We start from the raw sequence: 26,839 nt of genomic DNA on the forward strand, positions 1-26,839 counted from the left end.
ATCAGTGCTTTTTTAGTCCCATAGCATCAACGTCAAGCTTGATCTCGTCGTTGTTTATGATGACTAGGCCTTGTGCTAAAATTTTGCTTGCTATGGCGTGCGCCTCATCAAGTGAGTGCATCTTGTAAGTGCCGCATTGAAATTTATTTAGCTCTGGGATTTTATCTTGATCTTTGACCTCTAATATATCTTTCATAGAGGCTAGCCATGCCTTTTTTACAGCTTCTTCGCTAGGTGTGCCGATCACGCTCATATAAAAGCCAGTCCTACAACCCATCGGCGAGATGTCTATGATCTCTACGCCGTTGCCATTTAGGTGGTTTCTCATAAAGCCAGCAAAAAGATGTTCTAAAGTGTGAGTGCCCTTTTCTGGCAAAATTTCCTCATTTGGCTTGCAAAATCTCAAGTCAAAAACACTGATATCATCGCCTTTTGGGGTCTTCATACTCTTTGCTAGTCTAACTCCTGGGGCTTTCATCTTCACATGATCTACGCAAAAACTATCAAGTAGTGGCATATATTCTCCTTTAAATTTTTGGTAATTTTAGCGTAAAAAAGATTTAAAATTTAAAGGCCCACGTAAATTTACATGAGCCTAGTAGTATTTTTGGGTATTAAAATTTATTTTTTCTAACGTCTGTTAGTATGACCTTTGCCATGCCGTCTATCTCGCTAGTTACGTCGTTTGTGTTACTAACAACGCTTCTATTTTCTTTTGTGACGTTATCTATCTGAGCGACACTTCTATTTATCATATTTATGCCCTCAGCTTGCTCTTTTATAGATTCACTCATCTCGTTGATTGACTGAGCTAGCACATTTGTATTTGCCTCGATCTCGCCTAGACTTTTTTGTGTCCTTTCAGCTAGCTTTCTAACCTCATCAGCCACGACCGCAAAGCCACGTCCATGCTCACCTGCGCGAGCTGCTTCTATGGCGGCATTTAGAGCTAGTAAATTTGTCTGATCAGCGATGTCACGGATGATGACGATGATATTTTTGATCTCTTCACTTTGTCTTATGACGTCTCCTGTCTTTTGCGAGATAGCATTCATCGAGCTACTCATCTGTTCAACCGCAGCCGCGCTCTCTTGGATAGAGTCAGCTTGTTTGCTCGCACCCTCAGTTAAATTTCTCATAGACTCAGCAAGCATCGTTGCCTTTTCTTCTAAAATTTGAGCTTGATTTAGGTTGCTATTTAGCATAGCGCTTATAGCATCGCCTGCGTTATTTATGCCAACTATCATAGCTTTCAAATCAGCTTCTATATTATCACTTAGTTCGATCTTAGCGGTGTAGTCGTTCTTTGAGTATGAATTTAAGATATTTATGACGCTGCCTAAATTTTGACTGATAGAGTTAAAGAAAGTGTTTAATAAATCTTTTAACTTGATAAGTGATGGGTTGTTTGGATTTTCACTTAGTTTGACGCCTAAATTTCCTCTTATCATGTTATTTGCAGCTACATTTAGCTCTTCAAGCATAGTGTTATCTTTTTGGATACCAGCTAAGACTTTGTCTATGTTTTTGTTTATCTCTTCGCTCATCACGCCAAATTCATCAGTCGTGTGGATATCTAGCTTATTTGGGGCAGTACTGCTCTCATAGGTGATAAATTTAAAGGTATCAGAAAGCTTCTCTTGTATAATCCCGATAGGTTTAAGCGAGCGTTTTAGTAGCACGAAAACAATGGCTGAGAGTATAACTATAAAGAGCACTGCAAGCATTAGCTGAGCTTTTAAGATAGGCATAGTATGGTTTGAAAAAGTATCCGCACCTATGGCAACGGTTGCTAACCAGCCATCTTCGTTGATAGGTAAAATTTTAGCCGTTACATCTTGGTTTTTAGAGTTTTTGTAAGCTATTAGACCATTTTCGTCAAATTCTTTATTGTTATACTTTTCTGAAACAACTTTTGTAGCTGGTGAGATTGTACCGACTTTAGAAGCCTCACTATGAAAGAGTATTGTGCCATCTTTTCTCATCACATAAGCATATCCACCATCGCCAGTGTTGCCTATATCGATGATCTTGTCGCTAACTTTTTTTACATCTATATCTATACCAACAACGCCAACAAATTTACCATTTTTAGTAACAGGAGCAGTAAAACTCATAACAAGATCATTTGCAGAAGTGACCCTTGGCTCGGTATAAATTTCTTTATTTTTCTCTTTTGTGTTTTTATACCAGCCTCTAGTTCTTGGGTCGTAGTTGTCAGCTACGGTTGTTCTTTTACCATCTGATTGGAAGAAGTGTCCATCCTCATCGCCGTAATAAATATAGCTCACTGCAGAGTTTGCGACCTTTTTCTCTGATAAGACAAAGTTCATTATCTCATCGCCACTTTGAGCGCTCTCAACGACTGATGAAATTTTCTTGATATACTCTAAATTTTCATCAAAAAAAGTGTTTGCAACACTCTTTATATCTTTAAGGACTTGATCCTCTTTGCCACTGACAAGCTCAACGATCTTGTCCTTTGAAGTAAAATAACTAACCGCCGAGATAGCACAAAACGAGATGATGAGTAAAATCATCAAGGCTAGTGCTATCTTATTTGTGATAGAACGAAACACCTCTGCTCCTTTAAATTTTGTTTGAAATCCATTTGCAAAACAAAATCGGAGCAAAAGTATAAATGTTTATAGTGTTCTCATAAATTCGGTGCTATAAATTCCCTCGATGCGTCTTTTCATATCATCATGCCAGCTATTTGTAATAGTGGTGAGGGCGTTAAATTTCTCTAGTAAATTTAAATTTTCACTTGGTGCGTAAAATAGCCTATTTATCTCTAAAATGCTCATATGAACTGGGTCATTTTCTACAACCTCTATCACGTCGCCTGCTTTGCACGAGCCTGGCGTAAGAACACGGTAGTACCAGCCAGTAAGGCCTGTTTCAAAGATTTGAGTGGCTAAATTTTCCTTGCCCCATCTTTTTGAGAGCTTAAAGCATGGCTTTCTAGGCTGTGAGACTTGAAGCACGAGCGAGCCTATCTTGTGGATATCACCCACGCAGACGCTACTCTCATCAAGCCCATCAACGCATAAATTCTCTCCCATCGCCCCATAAGCCATATTTTTTAATCCTAAAAATTTCTCCCACTCGGCGTAGTTTGCAAATGAATTTGCAAAGACTGCTTTTTCAGGGCCGCCGTGATGCTTCGTATCAGCGACGCTATCACCCTCAAAACCAAGCTCATTTGCGAAAATTTCGCCATTTTGAGCTACTTTAAAAATAGCTGAGCTCCAAGGTAAATTTAGCTTATCAGTCGCATTTTGCGAGCCGTAGTTTTTCACATCTCCTATTAGTAAAGCTTTTAGTGTTGCCATATTTTTCCTATCAAATTTAGTTTATTCTTAAATTATTCGCGTGAGTTAGCGCGATCGCGATAGCATCGGTGATGTCAAGGGGTTTTATCTCTTTGTTTATGCCTAAAATTTTCTTCACCATAAATGCCACTTGCTCTTTGTCAGCCTTTGCCTTGCCAGTGACCGTTTTTTTCACCTGAAGCGGCGTATATTCGGCAAAATCCCCATGAAGCTGCAAAATTTTAAGACTAAGCGCCCCGCGAAACTGAGCTAGCTTTAAGACCGTTTTTGGGTTATAAGCAAAGAAGATGTCCTCTATCGCGACCTCGTCAAATTTATGATTTTTAAAGATGAGATCAAGCCCCTCGCAAAGCTCTGTTATTTGGTATTGAAGCGTGTTTGGCTTTATCTTTATAAGCCCAGCTTCAAGAAGAGTAGTTTTAAATTTACTCTTTTCAAGTATCGCGTAACCGCAATTTTTCGTGCCTGGATCGATTCCTAAAATTTTCATCACAATCTTTTCAATACTTTTTCACGACTTTTTCACGCCGTGAAAAAGTTTGTCGGAGTTTAACAAAGGTTTTATTAAATTTAAGATAAAATCGCTAATAAAATTAATTACTTCAAAAGGGTTTAAATTTGCTAGCAGACGAGATTTTAGAGCTTTTACAGACAAAAATATCCGCTAATGAATTTGACTGCTACATTAAACAATTAAAATTTAACGAAAAGGCTTCAAACGAAGATTTTATAGTTTTTAACGCCACGAGTGAGTTGATGGCTAAATTTATAAAAACTAGATATGCAGAAAAGATCGCCTACCTTTACGAAGTAAAAACCGGCAAAAAGCCAGAAGTCGAGATAACTAGCCAAACAAAGCTAAAAAATATAAAGCAAAACCAAGTAAATGTAAAGCAGATCAAGGCACAAAGCAGCATTTTAAACCCTGGATATACATTTGAAAATTTTGTCTGCGGCGACTCAAATCAGTTTGCATTTTTAAACGCAAAGGCAGTTGCAGACAAGCCTGGAGTGCTTTACAACCCACTTTTTATCTATGGCACAACTGGCCTTGGTAAGACACACCTGCTTCAATCAGTTGGCAACTACTGCCTAGATCAAGGCAAAGTCGTTATCTGCGTGACGAGCGATCAGTTTATGATTGATTTTACCACGCATCTAAATAGCCACTCGATGACTAAATTTCGTGAAAAGTACCGAAACTGCGACGTTTTACTAATAGACGACGTACAATTTCTAGGTAAAACCGATAAAATTCAAGAGGAGTTTTTCAACACCTTTAACGAGCTCATCGCCAAAAAAGGTCAGATCGTCATGACCTCAGACCGCCCAGCAAAGATACTAAAAGGCTTTGATGAGAGGCTAAAGTCTAGGTTTGAACAAAGCATAATGGCTGATATCACGCCGCCTGAGCTTGATACAAAGATAGCTATCATCATCAAAAAATGTGAATTTGACAAAATTTATCTAAACAAAGAAGTAATCGACTACATCGCTACAAATATGGGCGATAATATCCGTGAGATCGAGGGCGCTATCATAAATTTAAACGCCTATGCAAGTTTGATGAGAGTTGAGATAACGCTTGAATTTGCTAAAAACACACTAAAAGATCTCATCAAAGAGAAGCATGAAAATATAAATTTAGAGACCATTATAGAGATCGTGAGCAAAGAGCTAAACATCAAGCCAAGCGACATAAAAAGCAAGTCAAGAGTGCAAAACATCGTCGAGGCTAGACGTATCATCATCTACCTTGCGAAGATGCTTACAACAAATTCAATGCCACAAATCGCAAACTATTTTGGTATGAAAGACCATAGCGCCGTTAGTCACAACATAAAAAAGATAAACGAGCTCATGGAGAGCAACGAAATTTTCAACCTCAGAGTGACTGAGATAAAGAACAAAATTTTAACAAAAGGATAAAAACAGAATGAAATTCGTGAATAAATGTGAAGAAATGAAAAATTCTTTTCACATTTTAAATAACGATGCTGGCGTGAGAAAAGATGGTTTTCACACTTTCACGCTACCAACTAATACAACAAAAAGAAAATTAAAAATAAGAGGGAGTATTTAATGAAGGTTTTAATAAACAAAAACATGCTTGAGAGCATAGTAACAAACACTAATCCATATCTCGAAAAAAGAGATCTTAGTGCTATAACTTCTCACATCTATATCTCTGCAAAAGATGGAGTTTTAAACATAAAAGCAACTGATCACGAGATAGGACTAGCATATAAACTAAGCAACGCAAAGATCGTTGATGAAGGCTATGCGACTGCAAATGGTAAAAAGCTACTTGACATCATAAAAAGCCTAAAAGATGAAGAGGTAATGCTTGAAACTGTTAATAACTATCTTTACATCAAACAAAAAAACTCAAAATACAAACTTCCAATGTATAAATTTGAAGACTTCCCAGAGTTTCCAACGATAGAAGGCAAGGCTAAATTTGACATAGACGCCATAATGCTAGGCAGAAGCTTAAAGAAAATTTTACCTTGCATCGATAGCAACAACCCTAAATTTGAGCTAAACGGCGCCTTACTAGATATAAAACAAAACTATATAAATATAGTAGGTACCGATACAAAAAGGCTAGCTGTATTTAAATTTGCAAATGAAGCGAGCAATGAGTTTTCACTGATCATCCCTAAAAAAGCGATAAATGAAATTCAAAAGCTATTTTTTGACAAGATAGAAATTTACTATGATGAAAACGTCCTAATCGCTCAAAGCCAAAATTTTGAGTTTTTCACAAAACTGATAAATGGCAAATTCCCTGATTATGAGCGTGTTATACCAAAAGATATCGCTATAAGATTTGAGCTAAGCAGAGATAAGATGGTTGAAGGCATCAAAACTATCTCAATGCTAAGCGATCAGATGAAGATAACTTTTTCAAAAGAGAGCATAACATTTGAGAGCATCATAGAGGACAACTCTGAGGCAAAAACGATGATAGAGTTTCAAACAGGACTTGAAGAAGATATCAGTATAAATGTAAAAAATAGAAATTTAATAGACTTCTTACAAAGCATAGAAGATGAGAAATTTGAGTTTGGATTTAAAGATAAAAATTTACCTTTCGTTGTTAGCTCAAAAGAGCTTCTAACGGTTATAAGTCCATTAAATATATAAGTTAAAAAAGGTTTATGATGGAAAATAATTACGGCGCAGAAAATATTAAAGTACTAAAAGGGCTTGAGGCGGTTAGGAAGCGCCCAGGCATGTATATAGGTGATACTAACATAAGCGGTCTTCACCACATGATCTACGAAGTCGTTGATAACTCTATCGACGAAGCGATGGCAGGATACTGCGATACGATAGATGTTGAGCTTACACGTGAAGGCTCAGCGATCATTAGCGATAATGGCCGTGGTATCCCAGTAGATATGCACCCGACTGAGAAAATTTCAGCTGCGACTGTTGTTCTAACTGTGCTTCACGCTGGTGGTAAATTTGACAAGGACACTTATAAGGTCTCTGGCGGTCTTCACGGTGTTGGTGTATCTGTCGTAAATGCCCTTTCTAAAAAGCTAATCGTAAATATCAAACGTGATGGCAAGCTTCATAGACAAGAATTTGCAAAAGGTATCCCTCAAAGCGATCTTGAAGTGATAAAAACTACAAACCGCACAGGTACGCAGGTTGAGTTCTGGCCAGATGATAGCATATTTGAAGTGACTGAATTTGACGATGAAATTTTAGTAAAAAGATTTCGTGAGCTAGCCTATCTAAACCCAAAGATAACTATAAATTTTAAAGATCAAAGAAATGGCAGAAGTGAGAGCTTTCATTTCGAGGGCGGGTTAGAGAGCTTTGTAACTGATATGAACAAAGCAAATGCTGTTAGTAAAGCAGTATCATTTAGCGGCGGCGAAGATGATGTTATGGTTGATTTTGCCCTGCTTTACAACGACACTTATAGTGAAAATTTACTAAGCTTTGTAAATAACATCAAAACTCCAGATGGCGGTACGCACGAAGCTGGCTTTAGAGCAGGCCTTACAAGAGTCATCACAAACTACGTTCAAGCAAATGCTGCTGCACGTGAAAAAGATACAAAGATAACTGGTGAAGATATCCGCGAGGGACTTATCGCAGTTGTGAGCGTGAAAGTGCCAGAACCGCAGTTTGAGGGACAAACAAAGGGCAAACTAGGTTCAAGCTACGTAAAACCTATCGTTCAAAAGATGGTTTTTGACGTGCTTACAAAGTTTTTTGAAGAAAATCCTATCGAAGCAAGAGCGATAATGGATAAAGCTCTAATGGCAGCTCGTGGTAGAGAAGCTGCTAAAAAAGCTAGGGATCTAACTCGTAAAAAAGAGAGCATGAGCGTAGGCACGCTCCCTGGCAAACTAGCTGACTGCCAGAGCAAAGACCCAGTAATTAGCGAGCTATACCTAGTGGAGGGCGACTCTGCGGGCGGTTCTGCTAAGCAGGGACGTGACAGAGTTTTTCAAGCGATATTGCCGCTTAAGGGTAAAATTCTAAACGTTGAAAAGGCAAGACTGGATAAAATTTTAAAGTCTGACGAGATAAAAAATATGATAACAGCGCTAGGCTGCGGTATCGGAGATGAATTTGACTCTGAAAAGCTTAGATATCATAAGATCATCATCATGACCGATGCCGACGTCGATGGTAGCCACATCCAGACGCTTCTTTTAACCTTCTTCTTTAGATTTTTAAATAAAGTTGTAGAAAACGGCCACATCTATCTAGCTCAGCCGCCACTTTACCGCTATAAAAAAGGTAAGAAAGAAATTTATCTAAAAGATGAAAAGGCACTAAACGAATTTCTTATCGAAACTGGTATCGAGGGCGTTGATATAGAGGGTATCGGTAGCGCGGATTTGATTGATTTCTTAAAGATCGTTGCAGCTTATAGAAGCGTTTTAAAAGAGCTTGAAAAACGCTTTAACGTCCTTTCAGCGATCCGCTATATGATAGAAAATCCAGACATAGTCTCAAAAAGCTACAATGAAATTTTTGAAATTTTAAGAGACTTCTTAAAAGCTGAAGGTCATAACATCCTAAACCACTACGTTAGCGAAGATGAGATTAGAATTTACGTCCAAACAGAGAGCGGCCTAGAAGAGCTTGTGGTAAATGAAAATTTATTTACAAATCCACTCTATGAAGAGGCACTTTACATCAGCCAAAAGATAAAAGAGCGCGGCCTAGACTTGCATAGTGACGTTATAGACGTGCTTGATGAAGTAGAGAAAAATGCGAAAAAAGGTGCATATATCCAGCGCTATAAAGGTCTTGGTGAGATGAACCCTGAGCAGCTTTGGGAGACAACTATGAACCCTGAGAACAGAAGACTTTTAAAGATCGATATAAACGACGCTATAAGTGCTTCTGACACGTTTAATCTCTTTATGGGCGATGAGGTCGAGCCAAGAAGAAACTACATCCAAGACCACGCAAAAGACGTTAAACACTTAGACATTTAAAAGGTGATCAAATTTAAATTTGACCTGGTTAGTAAAAATATAAAGGATAAAGAATGAGCGAAGAGCTAGAGATAGAGATGAAATACGGCGAGAAAATTTTGAAAGAATTTGACGTAGAGAGTGACCTTGAGGTCTGGGAAAATAAACAAACAAGGGACTATGTCATAAAGATCACTCTGCCTGAGTTTTGTTGCCTTTGCCCTCGCTCTGGTTATCCTGACTTTGCGACCATATACCTTGAGTATATCCCAAACAAGCTAGTTGTAGAGCTAAAAGCGATAAAGCTTTATATAAATAGCTTTATGAACCGCAACATCAGCCACGAAGATAGTATAAATGAAATTTACTCTGTTTTAGAGAAAAAGCTTGAGCCTAAATTTATGAAGATAGTTGGCGACTTTAACCCACGTGGAAATGTCCATACGGTTATCGAGATCAGCTCTGATCTAGTAGTGAAAAAGCCAGTTGAGGAGAAAGAATTTACTCCAAGAACTAGAGAGAGAAGTAGCTTTGGTGATAAGCCACGTGAAAGACGTAGCACGAGCGATCGTGGCAGTAGCAGGGGCAGCAGTAGGGCTGGTGGCAGCAGAGGTGGCAGAGATGATAAATTTAAAAAAGATGACAAACCAAGAAGAAGCTCAAACAAAGAGGGCTTTAGAAAGATAAGCTACGCAGATGATAAGAAGCCAAAAGTAGTCAAAAAGGATAAATAATGATAAGTGCTAAGCTTATAGAACATATCTTTAAAGCAGCATCTATATCACGTTGGAACGACTATCCAAAGATGACAAATTTAGTCGAGCTTGACAAGCAGGCTCATAAATTTATCATCGCTTATTTCATAGCAAAACAAGAGCAAAATGTCGACATGAACTACATCATCGAGGCTGGAATTTTTGAGTTTTTAAGCAGGGTCGTAGTCACAGACATACGCCCTGACGTCTTTCATCACATTCAAAAGACAAAAAAAGAGCAGATAAATAGCTGGGTTTTAAGTAACCTTGAGACGCTCATCTCAGATATCGAAGGTGGCGAGTTTTTGGAGAGGTTTAAAAACCACTATAAAAACGACAAAAGCCACGAAAAAGAGCGCCTCATCTTAAAAGCAGCCAGCTATCTTGCCACGAGGTGGGAATTTTCTATCGTCTATCAAACGAGCCAGTTTTTAAGCGATATCGACGAGCTTAAGGCGAAGGTTGAGGAGGAGATGGAGGATTATTACGAGCTAATCGGCGTTAGAAAGATCGCTATGAATCAAAAATTAGCTCGCCTTGTTGATCTGAGTGGCAGGCTAAGGTTTCAAAAGCGTTGGGCACAAACGCCTCGTATCCCTGAAACTGCGGTCTTAGGACATATGCTAGTTGTTGCGATACTTAGCTACTTTTACTCACTAAAAGCAAAAGCTTGTAAAAAACGCCTAGAAAATAACTTCTTTTGCGCACTATTTCACGACCTGCCAGAGAGCCTCACACGCGACATCATTAGCCCTGTAAAATACGGCGTAAAGGGGCTAAATGAGATCATCAGCGAGTATGAGATGAGGCTTATTGATGAGAGGATTTTGCCATTTGTGCCTGAAAAGATCAGAGATGAGTTTAGCTACATCCTTGGTATTAGAAAAGATGGCGAGAAATTTATCAAAGATGAGTTTGAAAATAGAACATTCGAGCGCAAGATCATCTGCCACGAAGGGACTATGGAGAACGTAAATGAGGATAAATTTAACCCAATAGACGGCAAAGCGTTAAAATACTGCGACAAGCTCTCAGCCTACATCGAAGCTGGAATTTCCATAAGCTACGGTGTCAAGTCTAAAGAGCTAACTGACGGCTTTAATAATATGTATAAATTTTTTAGTGAAAAACCTAAGATCGACGGAGTGGATTTTTTAGAAATTTGCGATGATTTTAATGAACATTTTGGTTTAGAAAGACCCCCTCTCAGATAACTGCGGCACACACTTAATACAAGTGCTCTGCTGTGTTCCCACCCTGAAGCGGTGCTCATAAAAAGCATTGCACAGGTCTAAGAAGGAGCTTCGCAATCATACAAAAACTATACTTAAATTTAGTTTTATAGTTACATTTTTAAAAATTTAGCTTTAAAAGTATATAATCTCGCATAAATTTCACCAAAAGTAGGGCAATGTCAGGAAAGATCAAACTTCGTTTTTTATCGGCCTTTAGGGATTTTTTCATCTATCATCACAAGTCTTTAGAGTTTCGTGCCAAAATTTTTGCCGCAATGATCTCGGCTAAATTTGACCCAGACGAGGATGATTTTTGCGTTTTAAACGACATCGTAAGTGAAATTTATGAAAACGATCAGACTAGAAAAGACTTCTTAATCCAAACCGTTAGAGAGTATGTCGCAAGGGCCAAAAGAAACGACAGGATCACGCTTGACACGCTTCTTTTAAGCATAGATAAAGATATGAAAGATCACAAAAGATACGCTAAAAAGATAGACTTTTCGCACCTTCGCCGCTTGATGAGTGGCTGCGAGGAGGAAATTTTAGTACAGCAAAGAGTCTATGAGTTTTTGATAAACGAGGTTAAACTCTACTCACAAAGCGCTTAAATTTCACCATAAATTTAATCAAATTTTTTTCTAAGATAGTAAAGTAAAAATAACAATACTTCATCAGCTAAATTTACATTGAAAAAGGTACATTATCTTGCGATAAAGCGACTGAAATTTTATATTTATACTTTGTATAAATTTTAAAAAGCAGGATTTTACAAAGATAAAAAGTAATAAGCGCATAGATTAGTTAATTTATGATGAGTAATATGGGATTGTAGCTTCTTGCTACCTGGCAAAGGACAAGTGCCTAAAAAAGACTATATTTATTAGGTTATAAAAGAGATAAAGCTAGGCAAAAACCGCCTACTTTGGCACAGAGCAAAGTAAATTTAAGCTACTTTTTGCACGGCGGCTGAATGGGTGATGATGTCGTGTAAATTTAGCTTGTCTTTTCTAAAAAAACAAAGGCAAAGTCCGATGATGCTAAAGCCTGCAAATGCAAAGCAAATTTGGCGCAAGATCGCGTGAAAAAGGCCTAGTTTTTTGCCAGTTTGTAAATTTATGAGATAAATTTCTTGCGCTTTGTAGCCTGGAGTTTGCGCCTTTATGCTAAAAAATAGACACATTATAAATGAAATGAGGCTATTTACGCCAAAGATCGCAAGCTGGTTTTGCAAAAACGCCTCTTTGCCGTCAAGCAAAAGGTAAGTCGTGGCGTAAAGTATCGGCATACCGATGATAAAAAGATCGATGATAAAGGCCTTTACTCTAGCCCAGATCGGTGCGATTTTTGCCTTTTGTTTTGCCAAGTTACTTTCCTGTGTTTATGTAGATACGGCTAAATTTTTCGCCGTTGTCTTTCATGATAGGCAGCACGCCTGATCCTCGTGAGACCTCGCACCAGTGGTTATAAAGATCAAGCTTTTTAATATCACTCTCTAGCACGCCAAATATACCTAAAAACTGATAGACGCTAAGGTTAAAAAAGCTCTTATTTTTGGTTTTTAGCAGGCGTTTTAAGCTAAATTCTTGCATCAAACTAGCTCAACGCCCTTGCCACTTACCACTTCGCCGATCACGTAGCCATCGCTATTTGCTAGGACTGCATCAACGTTTTCTTTAGGCACAACAAGGATCATGCCAACGCCCATATTAAATGTTCTCATCATCTCGCTATTTTCTACTTTTTGCGCTATGATTTTAAAAATTTCAGGCGTTTTTACAGCGCTTTTTTGTACCTTTGCACCAAGTCCAGCAGGGAAAACTCGAGGCAAATTTTCAACTATGCCGCCACCCGTTATATGCGCCATCGCTGTGGTCTTATCTTTTAATCTTAAAAAGTCGCTCACGTAAATTCTAGTTGGCTCAAGAAGCACGTCGATGAGCGCTCTATCGCCCACTTTTTCATCAAATTTAAGTCCAAGCTCGCTTACTACTTTTCTTGCAAGAGAGAAGCCATTTGAGTGCAGGCCGCTGCTTGGAAGTGCGACTAAAACGTCGCTTGCTTTTACAAATTTACTCCTATCGATCTCGTCAGCCTCAGCGATACCCACGGCAAATCCGGCAAGGTCAAAGTCACCCTTTTCATACATCGACGGCATCTCGGCTGTCTCACCGCCTATCAGCGCACACTGCGCCTTTTTGCAGCCATTTGCTATGCTTTTTACCACCTCTTTGGCACTCTCTATCTCAAGCTTTGCAGTCGCATAGTAGTCGAGGAAAAAGAGCGGTGTGGCGAAGTTGCAGATGAGGTCATTTACGCACATAGCGACTAGATCCTCGCCCACGCCATCAAATTTCTTAGCGTCGATAGCTAGGCGAAGCTTCGTGCCAACGCCGTCTGTGGCACCCAAAATGGCTGGATTTTTATATCCGCTTGGCAGTCTGACCGCACCTGAAAATGATCCGATGCCGCCTATGACGTTTGGTGTTTGCGTAGATTTTACGAAAGGCTTGATCGCCTCAACAAAGCTATTTCCAGCATCTATATCGACTCCGGCATCTTTATAACTTATCATTTTCGCCCTTTTGGTTATTTTTTAAAACTTTAGCCAAAAGTTGCTAAAATTGTTATCAATTTTCAAAAATGGAGCGACTTTGCAGAAATTTCCAAATGCCTACGTCATCACAGGCTCGATCGCCAGTGGCAAAAGCACGGTTGTAAATTTACTAAAAGAGCGAGGCTTTAGCGTGATAGACGCGGACTCGATCGCTCACGAGCAGCTTGAAATTTGCAAAGGCGAGATAGTAGAAGTTTTTGGCGAGCAAATTTTAGATGAGATTGGCAAAATAGAGCGCAAAAAACTGGGCGCCATCGTCTTTAACGAGCCAAAAAAGCTTAAAAATTTAGAGCAAATTTTGCATCCAAAGATAAAGGCTGAAATTTTTTTCAAAGCCTCGCAGCTTGAGCGCTTGGAGCAGGTTTATTTTGTCGATATTCCTTTGTTTTTTGAAAAAAAGGAGCGTTACAGCGAGTTTAAAAATGTAGCTGTGATTTACGCGCCAAAAGAGCTTTTACTAAGCCGTCTAATGAGTCGAAACGCTCTAAGCTTAGAGGATGCAAAAGCTAGAGTAGAGCTTCAGATGGATATCGAGCAAAAGCGAAAAATGGCAAAATTTGTTATCGATAATAGCAATGACAGGGAGAATTTAGAGCTGGAGCTAGAGAAATTTCTAAAGCAAATTTGCGCTATTTCTTGATAAATTTACTAGCAAATTTATATGTATAAGCGACCTCTTTGCTTCGGAGATCCCAGCTTTTTAGCTCGGCTTTTACTAAATTTGGAAATTTCTTGCTTATATCTTTTAGGGCATTGCCAACCGACTTTCTAAGATACTCACTCGCATCGTCTTTTAAACTGGCTAGCCGCCAAATGGCCTCATCTGGGTTATCTTTAAAATAAGGTCTATTTGTCCATATCCTAAGCCCCTCGCTTACGGCTCTTTTTGCATTTGCGTTGCCATTTTTTAGCCAGTTATCGATGACAAAAAGTGCCTGCTCGTAGCCAACTTTTTTACAAAATTCATCAAACGCCTTTGCTAAAATTTCTTGAACTCGCCAGTTTTCATCTTTTGAAACTTCATCTCTCATAAATGCCAAAATTTCTTCACGATCCGATAGGTGTCCAAAGAGAAAAACCGCATACATCCGCACTTGATAGACTTCCGAGCTATATGCTAGACGTGCCAGCTCTTTGCAGTGCGCAGCTCCCTTTGCTTTATAGTCAGCCAAAGCCCTACTTTCTTGCTCTTTAAAGCCATTTTCTGTGAGAGAAAACTCTTTTTCTAAATTTAAGATGTAGCTCTTCAAAACAGCTCCTTTAAATTTATTAAAAACTCTTACCTAAATTTTAGTAAAATCACGCAAAAAATAAAAGGACGGCTCATGCAAGTCTCAAAGTATAACGCTAGCGGCAATGATTTTGTCATATTTCACACATTTTTAAGCAAAGATAGAAGCGAGCTAGCAAGGCAAATTTGCAGCCGAACAAATGGCGTGGGAGCTGACGGGCTCATCGTGCTTTTGCCTTACGAAAAGGGCGTGAAATGGGAGTTTTACAATAGCGACGGAAGCTACGCTGCGATGTGTGGCAACGGCTCGCGCGCGGCTGCTAGATATGCCTATCTAAACGGCCTTGTAAGTTCGAGCGAATTTGCCTTGCTAACTGGGAGCGGCGAGGTGATGGCGAGCGTGAAAGATGAGTGTGTCGAGATCGTGCTAACAAGTCCAAAGATTTTAAGCGAGCCACTAAATGAAGGTGGCAAAACTTGGTATTTTTACGATACTGGCGTGCCACATCTTGTAAATTTCACACAAAATTTAGATGAATTTGACCTAAAAGAGTGCAGGGCGCTTCGTCAAAAATACAATGCAAATATAAATTTAGCCAAATTTGATGGCGGAGTTTTAAAGGTGAGAACCTACGAAAGGGGCGTGGAGGACGAGACGCTAGCTTGTGGCACTGGTATGGCAGCTTGCTTTTATGGTGCTACTTTAAATTTAAACGCAGCGCAATGTCTAAAAGTCTATCCAAAAAGCGGCGAAGAGCTTGGTCTTAGGCTAGAAAAAGGTAAAATTTTATTTAGCGGAGCCGTGAAACACTGCTTTGATACGAGTATTGAAATTTAGCTTTAGAGCAAGTTTTTGTGCTTGCTTCGGGTTAGTCAGAGCAAACAATAAATTTATTCCATCAAATTTTACGCCCAACAGCTAGCTAAATTTATAGTGGTATTGATTTAAAATTTAAATACAAACCATTTAAGAGTTTAGCTACTTAAATATCTCGAGAATAAATTTATATGAAATTTAGTGGGATGTAAAAAATCTCCGCCGAAATTTTATTTACTGGATCTTTTAAACACTGCTTTGATATTTAGCTATTTTGTCTGCTGGTAGTTAAATTTGGCTAGTAGTTTGTAAAAGTCGCGGGCTAAATTTCATATCAAATTTTGTGTAAAACAAAGAGTTTTTGTTATTAAATTTTAAGGTGCATAAAAAAAGAAGATCTCCGCCGAAGCGGAGAAAAGGTGTTATTTCAAAGCATCTTTTGCTTGTTTTGCAAGTGCCGCAAATGCCTTCGCGTCATTCATAGCTAGATCAGCTAAAATTTTTCTATCAAGTTCGATCTTAGCTTTGTTTAAGCCGTTGATAAATCTTGAATAGCTAATGTCGTTTAGTCTGCAAGCAGCGTTTATACGAACGATCCATAAACGTCTGAAATCACGTTTTTTCTGGCGTCTATCGCGGTATGCGTAAACTAAACTTCTCTCTAGTTGCTCTTTAGCTTTTCTAAAGTGTTTATGTCTAGCACTGAAAAAGCCACGTGCTAGCTTTAAAACTTTCTTATGGCGTCTTCTTCTAACCACGCCTGTTTTTACTCTTGCCATATTTATCCTTTTACAAATTGGCGCTCACGAAGTGAGTCTTGCCCCTAAATTTGGGGGAGTTTGAATGACTTTTTGTCAAAAACTTAAATCTACAGCTGCTTATACGCCGAGCATTTTGCGAACGGCTGGGACATTTGTGCTGTCCACGTATTGTGGGCCACGCAAATCTCTCATGCGCTTACTAGGTTTTTTTGTTAAGATATGGCTTCTGAAAGCAGAGCCTCTTTTTATCTTATTTTTACCTACTTTAAAGCGCTTAGCAGCACCGCGAACGGTTTTCATCTTTGGCATGCTAATCCTTTTTGAAATTTTATACGCAAGTGCGTAAGATTTGGATTATAGCGAAAAATCCTTTAGAAAATTTAAATTTCACTTAGACAAAATTTGCAATAAATTTACATTTAACTTAAAAAAGTTTTAAAAATCGGAACTAACTTATTAAATTTGGCATATAATTACATATGAAAATTTTATTTTACTAAAGGAGTAAAAATGAAAGGCAAAATTCTCGCATCGATCGTCGCTATGAGTGCGATTTTAGGCACAAGTAGCTTGGCATGCACTACCATTTTAGTAGGAGATAAAGCTTCAAACGACGGCTCTATGCTAGTGGCTAGAAGCGCAGACAGCAAGGCTATAAAGGCTCAAGTTTTTTTGATCCATCCAGCTACGAAAAACCAAACTGGTATGCATAGCTCAAAAGCCCATGACGGCGCAAATGACTTTACATATCCGCTTCCAAAAGATGGTATGAGATATACAACTATCGCAAATTCACACACAAAGCTTCACGGAGCAGTCGGCTACAACGAGGCTGGCGTTGGACTAAGCGGCACTGAGACTATCTACGCAAAAGACGAGCTTTTAAAGATCGACCCATATAACGAAGAGACTGGTATCACCGAGGACGACATCCCAGACGTGCTTTTGCCACGTATGAAGAGCGCAAAAGAGGGTGTTAAGCTTCTTGGCGAGATAGTTGAGACAAAAGGCGCTGGAGAGGGCTTTGGTGTGGTATTTATCGACGCAAATGAGCTTTGGTACTTTGAAACAGGCACAGGGCACAAGTGGATCGCTTCAAAGATCCCACAAGATGAATACTTCGTCACTGCAAACCAAGGCAGACTTCACGCTTACAAAGAGAATGATCCAAATTTCATGGGTGCAAAAGATGTGATCAAATTTGCGATTGACAACAAGACTTATGACCCTGCAAAAGATGGCGAATTTAACTTTACAAAGGCCTATACAAGGGACGATGAAAGAGATGTGACTTACAACTACCCACGTGTTTGCTGGGTGCAAAGCATGTTTAATCCAAGCCTAAAACAAGACTTTGCTGATGGTCAGAAATTTCCAGTATTTTTAAAACCAGAGAAAAAACTAAGCGTTGAAGACCTAAAAGCTGCGATGAGAGCCCACTACGACGGCACGCCGTTTGATAACTACGTTAGTAAAGATGAAGATAAGAAAAACATCTACCGAGCTATAAGCGTCTTTAGAACATACGAGTCTCACGTCATGCAGGTGCGCCCTTGGCTACCAAAAGAGATCGGCCGCGTGACCTACGTAGCTCTTGGTATGGCTGATCTTAGCGTTTATTTGCCGTATTACGAGGGGCTTGATGGCTTTATAAAAGGCTACTCAGACGGCTCATACGATGCTGACGATACTTCGATATACTGGGTTTATAGAAAGCTTCAAACCCTTGTGATGACTGACTATGAGAAGTATTCGCCAGTGGTTAAAGAGGCCTACGCTAAATTTGAAAAAGAGTTGGCGGTAAAACAGGCTAAATTTGAAGATGAATATGTCAAGCTTTATAAAAAAGATAAAAAAAAGGCTGACAAACTCTTAAATGACTTTAGTAAAAAGACAATGCAAGAGGCTAAAGACCTAACTATGGAGCTTACAAACAAGGTCTTTACTATGCTTACAGCCGACATGGACGCTAAGCTAAAATCCCTAAATAAAGGTAAAAAAGACTAAAAGTTTTGGGCGTGAAATTTAGTAGCGCCCAAATTTAAACAAAAATTTGGTAAAAAGCGTTTATAATGCGACAAAAATTCACTACAAAGGAAAAACGCTGATGCCTTGTCCCATGTGTAAAGCTCGTTAATCTCGGCAAAAAACATATCAGCGATTTTCAAAAAACACGCAAATTTTTAAATAATTTTACATTTTTTCATATTGATATTAATCCATTTTTGCTAGCAGGTCCGCTGCATTGTAACTGCATTTTTAAAAATAAAACGAAGCAGTGTTTGAAATTTGGCAAGGATCTTTTTAGTAGGATTTTTTATAAATTTTACTTTAGCTTAAGAAGAAGTGGGTGTCATCCACCGCAGGCGATGTGACCTAAACTTGTGCGCAGCGCAACAACATTGAACGTGCTGGGGTTTGGGTCGTAGGGATAAGGGGGCGGTTTCGTAATTCTAGCCCCCTTGTACCTGCATAAAAATATTCAAGGTTGCTGTGCTTTGCACAGTTTTATAGTAGTCCGCAGAGTGAATTTTCGTCTGCAAAGTTAAATTTAAAAAGGATAAAAATGATAAAAAGTTATGTTTTAGGATTTCCAAGAATCGGAGAAAAAAGAGAGTTAAAGCGCGCATTAGAGGGCTTTTGGGCTGGTAAAGAGGGCTTTAGCGAAGAGAATTTGCAAGAGACAGCAAAGACGCTTCGCCAAAGACACTGGAAATATCAACAAGACGCTGGCATTTGGGCTATTAGCGTTAATGATTTTTCATTTTACGACCTAATGCTTGATAACATCATCGCTTTTGGCGCTACACCTCCAAGATTTGCAAATTTAAGCGGCTCGGAGCAATATTTTGCTTGCTCAAGAGGCAACAAAAGTGGCGTTGCGATGGAGATGACAAAGTGGTTTAACACAAACTACCACTACATCGTGCCAGAGCTTAGCAGTGAGAGTAAATTTAGCCTAAAAGCGGACAAAATTTTAAATGAGTACAAAGAGGCGAAGGCTAATGGCGTAAAAGGTAAGGTAAATTTGATCGGTCCTATCACGTTCTTGGCTCTTTCAAAGACGACTGACGGCAGTTGCCCATTTAAGCACCTTGACGCGCTTGTAGGCGAGTACAAAAAGCTGCTTGAGCAAATTTCTAAGCTTGATGATGAAATTTTAGTGCAGTTTGACGAGCCGATCTTTGTAACTGATAAAAATGAAGAGCTACTTTTGCCACTTATCACAAAGGTTTATAACGAGCTAACAAGCGTAGCTAGCAACGTTAAAATCGTATTTGCGACATATTTTGAGCATGCGATCAAGGCAGTTAGCGAAGTGGCTAAAACTAAAATTTACGGCATCGCACTTGACTTCATCCACGGCAAGAGAAATTTCGAAGCCCTTGAGACTATCAAAAATAGCCATTTGACGCTATTTGCAGGTGTAATAGACGGCAGAAATATCTGGAAAAGTAACATCGATGAAAAAGTAAAACTTGTATGTGAAATTTCAGAAAAAATAGGTGGCAAAGACTTTTACATCGGCACTTCATGCTCGCTTCTACATGTGCCATACACTCTAAAATATGAAGAGAATTTAAACCCAGAGATCAAAAGCTGGCTAAGCTTTGCGGTTGAGAAGCTTGATGAGATCAAGATCATCACAAAACTAGCAAACGGCGAGAAACTAAATGAAGCTGAGGCTAAAATTTATGAAGAGAACAAAAATGCTGTTAAAACTCGCGCCACTTCAAAGCTCATCCACTCTGAAAGCGTTCAAAATCGCGTTAAAAATTTAAGCAAATTTGAGCGTGACGAGAAATTTGAAGATCGCATCAAAATTCAACGCGAAACGCTAAAATACGGCATATTGCCAACAACAACGATAGGCAGCTTCCCTCAAACGGTTGATCTTCGCGTACTTCGCCAAAATTTCAAAAAAGGCGAGATCGACGCGGCTGCTTATGAAGCTGGTATCAAAAAATATATCGATCACTGCGTGAAATTTCAAGAAGATATCGGCCTAGACGTGCTAGTACATGGCGAGCCAGAGAGAAACGACATGGTCGAGTACTTTGGCGAGCAGATCAGCGGATATGCATTTAGCCAAAATGGCTGGGTACAAAGCTACGGCAGCCGCTGCGTCAAGCCACCACTCTTATTTGGTGACGTGAGCCGCCCAGAGCCGATGACTGTTAAGTGGATGAAATACGCTCAAAGCATCACAAAACACGTAATGAAGGGCATGCTAACAGGTCCTGTAACGATGCTAAACTGGAGCTTTGTGCGTGATGACTTGCCAAGAAGTGAGGTAGCAAAACAGCTTGCACTTTGTATCTATGACGAGATCGCAGACCTTCAAAATGCGGGCATCAGAGTGATCCAAGTCGATGAGGCAGCGTTTAAAGAGGGCTATCCGCTAAGGGCTGAAAATATCCCAGCTTATGAGAAATTTGCGGTTGATTGCTTCAAGCTTTCAGTAAGCTCAGCTGAGGCGAAAACTCAGATCCACACACATATGTGCTACTCTGAATTTAACGACATTATTAAGACCATTGAGGCTATGGACGCCGATGTTATCAGTATCGAGACTGCAAGAAGTGGCAACGAGCTACTTAAAATTTTCAAAGCCGTTGGCTACAAACAAGAGGTCGGACCTGGCGTTTACGACATCCACAGCCCACGTGTGCCAAGTGTCGAGGAGATCGTCGCTCAGATCAAAGCTCTGCTTGAAGTCTTGCCAAAAGAGCAACTCTGGATCAACCCAGACTGCGGCCTAAAAACCAGAAAATGGGAAGAGGTCGAGCCGAGCCTTAAAAACATGGTAGAGGCCGTCAAGATCGTAAGAGGTCTATAAATTTTAATTAAAAAGGATTTGAAAAATGAAAAGGATTTTTCTATTTGTAATATTAGTTATATTTGCGTCCGGATGTAGTTCTGGACGCCACTCTATACCACTCAACAAAGGTGCGTACAAGCAAACAAATATCTATAGCATCAGCGAGACTTTAAATTTAGAAGCTGCCAAAAAAGAGCTAGCAGGATTTGAAAATGTGAGGCTTGAATTTGGCTCAAACGACCAAAATAAAAGCGTCATCAAGGCAAATGTAAAGGTTCAAAGATTTATCACTGATAGCGGAGATATAAAGGGCTATTGCCAAGAGGCTTTTGTCGCTGTTATAAAAAGATATATGATAGCTGCTAAAAAGCAAAATGCCGACGTGGCAAATATTGTAAGTTTTTGGCGAGCCGACGCAAAATACCTAAAAGACGAGTTTGTCTGCATGTCGTCAAAAAGTTCTGTTGGCGTGGTGATGAGGGCTGATCTAGTTCAAAAGTGAGAAAATGCTAAAAGAAAAAATTTTAAATAAAGAAAAAGGGCTCGTGCTCTATGGTCTCACGCCACCAAAGGCTGAATTTGAAGAGGCAAAGCTGCGTGAGATCTCAGAGCGCTGGAGCGGGCGGATAAATGATATCAAGGCCGATGGGCTCGTGCTTTACGAGGTGCAAGATGAGAGCGATCGAAATGATAGCGAGAGGACATTTGAGTTTAGTGGGACGCTAAGCCCAGAAATTTACTACAAAAAGTACCTAAACGTCGCAACACCTAGTATATTTTACCGCGTGGCTAGCGGATACGGCGAGGATGAATTTCGCGCAGCACTTAAGGCTCAAAGCTCAAATTTAAACGTACTTGTGGGGGCAACTTCAAGCACGCAAAAAGTTAGGCTAAATTTAGCTCGCGCCTACGAGATCGCTAGCGAATTTAAAGAGTTGGCAGTGGGTGGTGTCTGTATCGCAGAGCGCCACGGTAAAAAGGGCGATGAGCCACAAAGGATGCGTGAAAAGATCGCAGCTGGGGCTAAATTTTTCATATCGCAAGCGATCTTTGACGTACAGCTAGCGCGTAAATTTTTAGAGGATTGCGCGGCTGCAAAGATAAGCGAGCCGATATTTCTTACATTTAGCACAGCGGGCAATGCAAAAACGCTTGAATTTATCAAATGGCTCGGAGTGAGCGTGCCAAATTTGGTTGAAGAGAGGCTAAGCTTAAGCTCAGACTACTTACTTGAAAGTTGCAATATCATTAAAGAAATTTGGTGCGAGCTAAAGAAATTTGGTGATGAAAACGGACTAAATTTAAGCATAAATATAGAAAGTGTCATGGCAAAACGCGCCGAGATCGAAGCAAGCCTGGAGCTTACAAAAAGCATAAGAGAGTTGGTGTAACGCACCAGCTCTTGCTATAAATTTATACAAATTCTTTCTTGATGATCTAGTGGCACCACAAATCCACAAAGAAAAGCCGTTATCATTAGAGATCACAAGCTGTTTTAAAGGTCGGTTTGCTGGTACTTTGCAAATTTTTAAAAAACTGCTATAGCAAAAATGATATGGCTTTGTGTAAGAAATTTGGCGAGATATACGAATACGGCAAACTGCTAAGAGAAAAAGGCGGTGCTTTGGCAAGGCAAATTTATATCAAAGCTGCCCCGAAAAATCGTTGAAGTCAAAATAGCCAAACAAGGCAAGAGTTTTTGCAAATTTAAGCAAATTTGATCCAAAAGTATAGAAATTTGCCCCTCAAATAAGATTTAAATTTGACTAAATCCCCTCACTCTGCCTTATATCCAGTGCCTCGCACGGTTTTTAGGCAAATGGCTGGGATCTTAGCTCTTATCTCCCGTACGAGCGATCTTATGCGGTCTTGAGATAATGTCTCGTTTTATATAGGTGATGATCTATCTCGTCGTAGGTGACGACGTGGGGCGAGTTTTTGCATAAAATTTCAAGTAGCTGGCTCTCTTTTTTGCCAAGGTAGATGACCTTGCCCTCTTTTCTTATGCAAAGGGAGTCTTTGTCAAAGACTAGGCCATTTTTTAGCTCAAATTTAGAGCCCAAAAGCACCTTGCAAAGCTAAAGGCGTGAAATAAAAACTCTTCAGGGCAAAATGGCTTGATGATAAAGTCATTAACCCTAGCGTAGTAAATCCTCTTAAAAACGCTAGGGACGCTAACGTCTAGCAAAAGCATAATGGGAGTGATATTTTGGCTATCTCTTATAAATTTAACCAGATCAAGGTTTAAATTTCTAGCCTTTACGTCAAAAACGTATAGATCATATCTGTTGCCGCACTCAAAGTCTTTGATGACTTCGCTGGCGCTTTTGAGCTGGATCATCCTAAACCCAAAGCGGTAAAGCGATGCATTTAGGATGACATTTTGCTCAAAGTCGCTTGAGAGCAACAAGATCTTCTTCATTAGCCAGCCATGCCACCGCCAGCTGGTTTTTTGGCGTCTTTTTCAGCCTTTTGTTTTAAAAATTCTTCTTCGTCTTTTGTAGGTTTATACTCATCCTTGAAGAATTTTTGCTTAGTTTCGATCCTCTTTTCAAGCATCTTCTTGTCGTAAATTTTATATGACGGCTTCCAATACTCAAGATAGTTTCTAAAGCCAGCGCTGTGACCTGCGTCGTAGTGGCAGCTTACGCATTTTAGCTCTTTAGGAGTGTCAAGGAGCTTTTTGTAGTGAGCGTGCATCTTTTGAGCTTGCGCTGAGGTTTTGTTGCTATCTATTACATTTGTATGGCAGCTTGTGCAGCCGTTGTCAAAGACGAAATGCTCGCGGTTTTTGAGGTTTTTGTGCCAATCAATCGCGTTAGGATCGCCAAAGAAGTGCACCCAGCCCTCTAAAATGCCATTTTTCGCCTTAATTAGGGCGTATTTTGCGATGTTGTCATGTGGTATGTGACAATCCACGCATCTTGCTTTGATGCCTGTTTTGCCATTGCCGCTGTGGATGTCGTCATTGTAGGCGATGACCATAGGATCCATCTCGTGACAAACTACGCAGAATTTATCCCCACTCGTCTCATCAAGCGCATAATGAACTGGTAAAACGACTAAAAATCCAACAATTCCGCTTATGAAGATTATAAGCGCTAGTAATTTTTTTGAAATTTTCATGGTGTTACCCCCATCCATTGCGGAACTTCATGCGCGTGGCACTCAGAACACATATTTGTAGACTCCTTATGCTCGTTGTGGCACTCGTCGCAGTACAAATTTGGACCGTCGTGAACTGAGTTATGAGGATTTGCTTTTAGAGTATCCATGAATTTTAGTCTATCAGCTAGGAGTTTTTTACTCTTGTGGCAAGATAGACAGCCAGCGTCACCGATCGCTTTAAATTTGCTAGGATCATCGCCCTGATTTTGGTGACAATCAACGCAGTCAAAGCTTAGATGCTCGTGGTGAGGTTTGAGCTTGTGTTTGGCTCGTAGCTCGTCAGAGACTACTATTTTTGTAACGTTTAGATCGCCCTTTGGCATATCAGCACCAAAGAGATGAAGCGAAAATAAACAGGCAAAAATAGCAATGAATTTAAGCTTATTCATACCATTTTCCTTTGTATTAAAATTTTTAGCAAGAGGCTAAAATTTGATTAAATTATTATAAATCATTTAAATTTTAAAGAAAATGGCAATTAAGCTAAATAAAATGGAAAATAAAATATAATCCCAAATCTTTGGTCCCGTAGCTCAGTTGGTAGAGCACTACCTTGACATGGTAGTGGTCGATGGTTCGAGTCCATTCGGGGCCACCATTTATTTTCAATCATTTTCAGTTTATGTAAGCATTTAAAAACAATTCATATAATAATTTTGCAGCAAAACAACGATACAAGATGTATTATTAGTTTTAGCAAGGAGCTAAATTTGCAGTATTTAATCCACTTTGAGCCAAAATACTCACTAAAAACATATTACACCTATTTGACATTAGCGTTTTTGCCATTGGTATTAAACATACCAAACGTTTTTATATTTCTCTTAATAATGTTGTTTTCATATCGTCTGGGTCTTCATTTTGGGATAAAAATGTTAAGAATGTATGAGTTTATTACTTGCGTAAATAAAAAAATAATAGATAGCCTAAAAATCTCTATAAATCAATCACTGGATGTAAATTTATTATTTGTAGTGGCTATGGCTGTAATGAGCTTTTTTCCTGAAATGATAGGTTTAGTGCTAATTACTCAAAGTGCTTTTGGAATTTGTGTAAATTTAACTTTGATTCTTTTTTTCTATCTTGTGTTTAAACTAAAAAAGACAAAGTATTATTGAAATTTCTTACTAGCATAAAACTAAAGATAGCTCTTCTAGTGAGATAAATCTACTTCAAATACTCTTTTACGTCGTACTCTTTGCCCGCATCGTGATCTTTTAAAAGCCTTGCTACGACGGGGCTTAGAAGGATAATGGCGATCAAATTTGGCACAACCATAAGGCCGTTAAACATATCAGCCAGGCTCCAGACGAAATTTACCTTTTGCAAGCTTCCTAAAAAGACAAAAACGACTACCAAAATTTGAAACGCCCTGACCGCTTTTGCGCCAAAAAGGTAGCGCACGTTGATCTCAGCAAAGTAGTACCAGCCAAGTATGGTCGTAAATGCAAAGAAAAATAGGCAGATCGCCACAAAGCTATAACCGCCAGTTTTGCCAAAGATATGCGATGAGAAGGCCTCTTGCACCAAGGTGATGCCTGTAAAGACTGCCTTGCCGTTTTCAAAGCTGATGACATTTGCGGTTAGCACCACAAAAACGGTGATGTTTAGCACGATAAATGTATCTACAAAGACGCTCATTATGCCAAGTACGGCTTGATCGACTGGGTGTTTGACGTTTGCAGCAGCGTGTGCGTGCGGAGTCGAGCCCATGCCAGCTTCGTTGCTAAAAAGTCCCCTTGCGATGCCGTATCTCATAGCAGCTGCGATGCTAGCGCCAGTTGCGCCGCCCCAAGCAGCAGAAGGATCAAATGCAGCTCTAAATATTAGCGAGATCGCCTCTGGGATATGCTCGAAATTTAAAAATATGATAGTAAGACCCACACCAACGTAGAGCAAAGCCATGATAGGCACGATCTTTTCAGCCACTCTGGCGATCGCTTTTACGCCACCTATGAAAATTAGCGCGCAAATGAGAGCCAAAAACGCCCCTGTTAGCCACTGCGGTATGCCAAAAGCGCCACTAAAGCCGTCTGATATGGAGTTTGCTTGAACCATGTTGCCGATAAAGCCAAGTGCGATGATGATAGCGATAGCAAAAAATCCAGCTAAAAATTTCGCCCAGCCGCCCTTTAAACCGCGGCTTATATAAAACGCTGGACCGCCTATCGTGTGGCCGCTGTCATCTTTGGTGCGGTAAATTTGAGCGAGGCAAATTTCAGCAAAATTTGTAGCCATGCCTAAAAATGCTGCGCACCACATCCAAAATATGGCTCCAGGACCGCCCATGATAAGAGCTGTCGTAGCACCCACGAGGTTGCCAGTGCCAACTTGCGCTGCGATAGCGGTTGCGACTGCTTGAAACGAGCTCATGCCAGCCTTGCCAGCAGCCTCGCCGTGAAGTGAGAAATTTCCAAAAAGCTTGCCTAAACCCATTTTAAATTTAAAAATTTGAACAAAGCCAAGTCTAATGGTGAAAAATAGTCCAGTGCCGCAAAGTAGGGCAATGAGGAAGTATGGACCCCAAAGAAATGAATTTATACTTTCAACGCAGTTATTCAAAATTTCAGCAAAATTTGTAGGCATTTTTTAACTTTCGTGATTGATTTGGATTTGAGAAGTATATTTGAAAAAATATAAAA

General features: G+C 39.6%; 29 protein-coding genes, 1 tRNA gene, 1 other RNA gene and 1 pseudogene. 15 read left to right on the top strand and 17 right to left on the bottom strand.

Annotation, left to right across the window (positions count from 1 at the left end; all coding sequences use genetic code 11):
* Position 1: 1 nt before the first annotated feature.
* The 5 genes and pseudogenes from luxS to ruvC all read right to left on the bottom strand — a co-directional run bounded on the left by luxS (position 2) and on the right by ruvC (position 3,831).
* Positions 2 to 517, bottom strand: coding sequence for an S-ribosylhomocysteine lyase (gene luxS, locus G6W42_RS00330; protein WP_012140684.1), 516 nt, complete (start codon positions 515 to 517; stop codon positions 2 to 4).
* Between the two features lie 97 nt (positions 518 to 614).
* Positions 615 to 1,751 carry a methyl-accepting chemotaxis protein gene (locus G6W42_RS10770; protein ID WP_430640585.1) on the bottom strand — a complete coding sequence of 379 codons (1,137 nt, stop codon included), beginning with the start codon at positions 1,749 to 1,751 and terminating at the stop codon, positions 615 to 617.
* 57 nt (positions 1,752 to 1,808) lie between these two features.
* Positions 1,809 to 2,540: pseudogene (locus G6W42_RS10775) on the bottom strand (PDC sensor domain-containing protein); the annotation flags it as partial.
* Between the two features lie 105 nt (positions 2,541 to 2,645).
* Entirely contained in the window at positions 2,646 to 3,335 is a 690-nt protein-coding gene (locus G6W42_RS00340) for an MOSC domain-containing protein (RefSeq protein ID WP_194172505.1), read from the bottom strand.
* 16 nt (positions 3,336 to 3,351) lie between these two features.
* On the bottom strand, positions 3,352 to 3,831 hold the full coding sequence (gene ruvC / locus G6W42_RS00345; RefSeq protein WP_103567041.1) for a crossover junction endodeoxyribonuclease RuvC: 480 nt from the start codon (positions 3,829 to 3,831) through the stop codon (positions 3,352 to 3,354).
* Between the two features lie 122 nt (positions 3,832 to 3,953).
* Between ruvC and dnaA the strand changes: the two genes are divergently transcribed.
* The 5 genes from dnaA (at position 3,954) to G6W42_RS00370 (ending at position 10,760) form a co-directional block, all read left to right on the top strand.
* Positions 3,954 to 5,264, top strand: a complete 1,311-nt coding sequence (dnaA, locus tag G6W42_RS00350) for a chromosomal replication initiator protein DnaA (protein WP_002940543.1) — start codon at positions 3,954 to 3,956, stop codon at positions 5,262 to 5,264.
* Positions 5,265 to 5,417: 153 nt separating this feature from the next.
* Complete coding sequence (gene dnaN, locus G6W42_RS00355) at positions 5,418 to 6,485, top strand: DNA polymerase III subunit beta (RefSeq protein WP_194172506.1); 1,068 nt, start codon at positions 5,418 to 5,420, stop codon at positions 6,483 to 6,485.
* A gap of 17 nt (positions 6,486 to 6,502) precedes the next feature.
* Entirely contained in the window at positions 6,503 to 8,812 is a 2,310-nt protein-coding gene (gyrB, locus tag G6W42_RS00360) for a DNA topoisomerase (ATP-hydrolyzing) subunit B (protein WP_194172507.1), read from the top strand.
* A 53-nt stretch (positions 8,813 to 8,865) separates the two neighbouring features.
* A complete protein-coding gene (gene queF / locus G6W42_RS00365; RefSeq protein ID WP_242042343.1) occupies positions 8,866 to 9,525 on the top strand; it encodes a preQ(1) synthase in 660 nt (219 codons plus the stop codon).
* The gene (locus G6W42_RS00370) at positions 9,525 to 10,760 is read left to right on the top strand and encodes an HD domain-containing protein (protein ID WP_194172508.1); all 1,236 of its coding nucleotides are present in this window, start codon (positions 9,525 to 9,527) and stop codon (positions 10,758 to 10,760) included. Before queF ends, G6W42_RS00370 begins: the two co-directional genes overlap by 1 nt.
* Here the strand turns inward: G6W42_RS00370 and ffs are convergent.
* Positions 10,747 to 10,844: signal recognition particle sRNA small type (gene ffs, locus G6W42_RS00375), an RNA gene on the bottom strand. The genes G6W42_RS00370 and ffs overlap by 14 nt on opposite strands.
* 113 nt (positions 10,845 to 10,957) lie before the next feature.
* Here ffs and G6W42_RS00380 point away from each other — a divergent pair.
* A complete protein-coding gene (locus G6W42_RS00380) occupies positions 10,958 to 11,392 on the top strand; it encodes a hypothetical protein (protein ID WP_194172509.1) in 435 nt (144 codons plus the stop codon).
* 335 nt (positions 11,393 to 11,727) lie between these two features.
* Here the strand turns inward: G6W42_RS00380 and G6W42_RS00385 are convergent, their stop codons facing one another.
* The 3 genes from G6W42_RS00385 to purM are packed head-to-tail and all read right to left on the bottom strand — an operon-like array spanning position 11,728 to position 13,356.
* Entirely contained in the window at positions 11,728 to 12,147 is a 420-nt protein-coding gene (locus G6W42_RS00385; RefSeq protein WP_194172510.1) for an RDD family protein, read from the bottom strand.
* A gap of 1 nt (position 12,148) precedes the next feature.
* Positions 12,149 to 12,373, bottom strand: coding sequence for a hypothetical protein (locus G6W42_RS00390; RefSeq protein WP_194172511.1), 225 nt, complete (start codon positions 12,371 to 12,373; stop codon positions 12,149 to 12,151).
* Complete coding sequence (gene purM, locus G6W42_RS00395) at positions 12,373 to 13,356, bottom strand: phosphoribosylformylglycinamidine cyclo-ligase (protein ID WP_194172512.1); 984 nt, start codon at positions 13,354 to 13,356, stop codon at positions 12,373 to 12,375. Before purM ends, G6W42_RS00390 begins: the two co-directional genes overlap by 1 nt.
* A gap of 79 nt (positions 13,357 to 13,435) precedes the next feature.
* Between purM and coaE the strand changes: the two genes are divergently transcribed.
* Complete coding sequence (coaE, locus tag G6W42_RS00400; RefSeq protein ID WP_194172513.1) at positions 13,436 to 14,038, top strand: dephospho-CoA kinase; 603 nt, start codon at positions 13,436 to 13,438, stop codon at positions 14,036 to 14,038.
* On the opposite strand, the gene G6W42_RS00405 is transcribed toward coaE, so the two are convergent.
* Positions 14,028 to 14,648, bottom strand: coding sequence for a DNA alkylation repair protein (locus G6W42_RS00405; protein ID WP_194172514.1), 621 nt, complete (start codon positions 14,646 to 14,648; stop codon positions 14,028 to 14,030). The genes coaE and G6W42_RS00405 overlap by 11 nt on opposite strands.
* Before the next feature lie 75 nt (positions 14,649 to 14,723).
* Between G6W42_RS00405 and dapF the strand changes: the two genes are divergently transcribed.
* A complete protein-coding gene (gene dapF / locus G6W42_RS00410; protein WP_194172515.1) occupies positions 14,724 to 15,467 on the top strand; it encodes a diaminopimelate epimerase in 744 nt (247 codons plus the stop codon).
* A gap of 401 nt (positions 15,468 to 15,868) precedes the next feature.
* On the opposite strand, the gene rplT is transcribed toward dapF, so the two are convergent.
* Positions 15,869 to 16,225 (bottom strand): 50S ribosomal protein L20, encoded by a 357-nt coding sequence (gene rplT, locus G6W42_RS00415; protein ID WP_004317321.1) that lies wholly within the window; start codon positions 16,223 to 16,225, stop codon positions 15,869 to 15,871.
* A 99-nt stretch (positions 16,226 to 16,324) separates the two neighbouring features.
* Positions 16,325 to 16,516: a 50S ribosomal protein L35 gene (rpmI, locus tag G6W42_RS00420; RefSeq protein WP_012000969.1), complete on the bottom strand. Its 192-nt coding sequence runs from the start codon at positions 16,514 to 16,516 to the stop codon at positions 16,325 to 16,327.
* 201 nt (positions 16,517 to 16,717) lie between these two features.
* On the opposite strand from rpmI, the gene G6W42_RS00425 reads away from it, so the two are divergent.
* From G6W42_RS00425 to G6W42_RS00445, 5 genes are all read left to right on the top strand, one after another.
* Positions 16,718 to 18,214 (top strand): C69 family dipeptidase, encoded by a 1,497-nt coding sequence (locus tag G6W42_RS00425; RefSeq protein WP_194172516.1) that lies wholly within the window; start codon positions 16,718 to 16,720, stop codon positions 18,212 to 18,214.
* 559 nt (positions 18,215 to 18,773) lie between these two features.
* Positions 18,774 to 21,047, top strand: a complete 2,274-nt coding sequence (gene metE / locus G6W42_RS00430; protein ID WP_194172517.1) for a 5-methyltetrahydropteroyltriglutamate--homocysteine S-methyltransferase — start codon at positions 18,774 to 18,776, stop codon at positions 21,045 to 21,047.
* A gap of 25 nt (positions 21,048 to 21,072) precedes the next feature.
* Complete coding sequence (locus G6W42_RS00435; protein WP_103615970.1) at positions 21,073 to 21,531, top strand: hypothetical protein; 459 nt, start codon at positions 21,073 to 21,075, stop codon at positions 21,529 to 21,531.
* A gap of 4 nt (positions 21,532 to 21,535) precedes the next feature.
* On the top strand, positions 21,536 to 22,420 hold the full coding sequence (locus G6W42_RS00440) for a methylenetetrahydrofolate reductase (RefSeq protein WP_194172518.1): 885 nt from the start codon (positions 21,536 to 21,538) through the stop codon (positions 22,418 to 22,420).
* 116 nt (positions 22,421 to 22,536) lie between these two features.
* Positions 22,537 to 22,698 carry a hypothetical protein gene (locus G6W42_RS00445; protein ID WP_194172519.1) on the top strand — a complete coding sequence of 54 codons (162 nt, stop codon included), beginning with the start codon at positions 22,537 to 22,539 and terminating at the stop codon, positions 22,696 to 22,698.
* Positions 22,699 to 22,888: 190 nt separating this feature from the next.
* On the opposite strand, the gene G6W42_RS00450 is transcribed toward G6W42_RS00445, so the two are convergent.
* Genes G6W42_RS00450 through G6W42_RS00465 form a run of 4 tightly spaced genes read right to left on the bottom strand, consistent with a single transcriptional unit; the run spans position 22,889 to position 24,586 of the window.
* A complete protein-coding gene (locus G6W42_RS00450) occupies positions 22,889 to 23,092 on the bottom strand; it encodes a response regulator transcription factor (protein ID WP_194172520.1) in 204 nt (67 codons plus the stop codon).
* Positions 23,071 to 23,451 (bottom strand): response regulator transcription factor, encoded by a 381-nt coding sequence (locus G6W42_RS00455; RefSeq protein WP_194172521.1) that lies wholly within the window; start codon positions 23,449 to 23,451, stop codon positions 23,071 to 23,073. The genes G6W42_RS00450 and G6W42_RS00455 overlap by 22 nt, the downstream gene beginning before the upstream one ends.
* Complete coding sequence (locus G6W42_RS00460) at positions 23,451 to 24,155, bottom strand: cytochrome c3 family protein (protein WP_194172522.1); 705 nt, start codon at positions 24,153 to 24,155, stop codon at positions 23,451 to 23,453. Before G6W42_RS00460 ends, G6W42_RS00455 begins: the two co-directional genes overlap by 1 nt.
* A complete protein-coding gene (locus G6W42_RS00465) occupies positions 24,152 to 24,586 on the bottom strand; it encodes a cytochrome c3 family protein (RefSeq protein WP_012000976.1) in 435 nt (144 codons plus the stop codon). The genes G6W42_RS00460 and G6W42_RS00465 overlap by 4 nt, the downstream gene beginning before the upstream one ends.
* 133 nt (positions 24,587 to 24,719) lie before the next feature.
* Between G6W42_RS00465 and G6W42_RS00470 the strand changes: the two genes are divergently transcribed.
* Positions 24,720 to 24,795: transfer RNA gene (locus G6W42_RS00470), tRNA-Val, on the top strand.
* 112 nt (positions 24,796 to 24,907) lie between these two features.
* The gene (locus tag G6W42_RS00475; RefSeq protein ID WP_194172523.1) at positions 24,908 to 25,315 is read left to right on the top strand and encodes a hypothetical protein; all 408 of its coding nucleotides are present in this window, start codon (positions 24,908 to 24,910) and stop codon (positions 25,313 to 25,315) included.
* A 49-nt stretch (positions 25,316 to 25,364) separates the two neighbouring features.
* Here G6W42_RS00475 and G6W42_RS00480 read toward each other — a convergent pair whose 3' ends face one another.
* Positions 25,365 to 26,783 (bottom strand): alanine/glycine:cation symporter family protein, encoded by a 1,419-nt coding sequence (locus G6W42_RS00480; RefSeq protein WP_194172524.1) that lies wholly within the window; start codon positions 26,781 to 26,783, stop codon positions 25,365 to 25,367.
* Between the last annotated feature and the right edge of the window lie 56 nt (positions 26,784 to 26,839).

It is taken from the genome of Campylobacter concisus (genome assembly GCF_015230015.1).
GTDB lineage: Bacteria > Campylobacterota > Campylobacteria > Campylobacterales > Campylobacteraceae > Campylobacter_A > Campylobacter_A concisus_AF.

Coding starts and splice junctions, on each gene's coding strand:
- queF (WP_242042343.1), top strand. CDS start 8,866: ATGAGCGAAGAGCTAGAGATAGAGATGAAATACGGCGAGAAAATTTTG.
- G6W42_RS00370 (WP_194172508.1), top strand. CDS start 9,525: ATGATAAGTGCTAAGCTTATAGAACATATCTTTAAAGCAGCATCTATA.
- G6W42_RS00440 (WP_194172518.1), top strand. CDS start 21,536: ATGCTAAAAGAAAAAATTTTAAATAAAGAAAAAGGGCTCGTGCTCTAT.
- gyrB (WP_194172507.1), top strand. CDS start 6,503: ATGGAAAATAATTACGGCGCAGAAAATATTAAAGTACTAAAAGGGCTT.
- purM (WP_194172512.1), bottom strand. CDS start 13,356: ATGATAAGTTATAAAGATGCCGGAGTCGATATAGATGCTGGAAATAGC.
- G6W42_RS00480 (WP_194172524.1), bottom strand. CDS start 26,783: ATGCCTACAAATTTTGCTGAAATTTTGAATAACTGCGTTGAAAGTATA.
- G6W42_RS00455 (WP_194172521.1), bottom strand. CDS start 23,451: ATGAAGAAGATCTTGTTGCTCTCAAGCGACTTTGAGCAAAATGTCATC.
- luxS (WP_012140684.1), bottom strand. CDS start 517: ATGCCACTACTTGATAGTTTTTGCGTAGATCATGTGAAGATGAAAGCC.
- rplT (WP_004317321.1), bottom strand. CDS start 16,225: ATGGCAAGAGTAAAAACAGGCGTGGTTAGAAGAAGACGCCATAAGAAA.
- dapF (WP_194172515.1), top strand. CDS start 14,724: ATGCAAGTCTCAAAGTATAACGCTAGCGGCAATGATTTTGTCATATTT.
- G6W42_RS00435 (WP_103615970.1), top strand. CDS start 21,073: ATGAAAAGGATTTTTCTATTTGTAATATTAGTTATATTTGCGTCCGGA.
- G6W42_RS00465 (WP_012000976.1), bottom strand. CDS start 24,586: ATGAATAAGCTTAAATTCATTGCTATTTTTGCCTGTTTATTTTCGCTT.
- G6W42_RS10770 (WP_430640585.1), bottom strand. CDS start 1,751: ATGCCTATCTTAAAAGCTCAGCTAATGCTTGCAGTGCTCTTTATAGTT.
- G6W42_RS00425 (WP_194172516.1), top strand. CDS start 16,718: ATGAAAGGCAAAATTCTCGCATCGATCGTCGCTATGAGTGCGATTTTA.
- G6W42_RS00380 (WP_194172509.1), top strand. CDS start 10,958: ATGTCAGGAAAGATCAAACTTCGTTTTTTATCGGCCTTTAGGGATTTT.
- metE (WP_194172517.1), top strand. CDS start 18,774: ATGATAAAAAGTTATGTTTTAGGATTTCCAAGAATCGGAGAAAAAAGA.
- dnaN (WP_194172506.1), top strand. CDS start 5,418: ATGAAGGTTTTAATAAACAAAAACATGCTTGAGAGCATAGTAACAAAC.
- G6W42_RS00390 (WP_194172511.1), bottom strand. CDS start 12,373: ATGCAAGAATTTAGCTTAAAACGCCTGCTAAAAACCAAAAATAAGAGC.
- G6W42_RS00460 (WP_194172522.1), bottom strand. CDS start 24,155: ATGAAAATTTCAAAAAAATTACTAGCGCTTATAATCTTCATAAGCGGA.
- G6W42_RS00340 (WP_194172505.1), bottom strand. CDS start 3,335: ATGGCAACACTAAAAGCTTTACTAATAGGAGATGTGAAAAACTACGGC.
- rpmI (WP_012000969.1), bottom strand. CDS start 16,516: ATGCCAAAGATGAAAACCGTTCGCGGTGCTGCTAAGCGCTTTAAAGTA.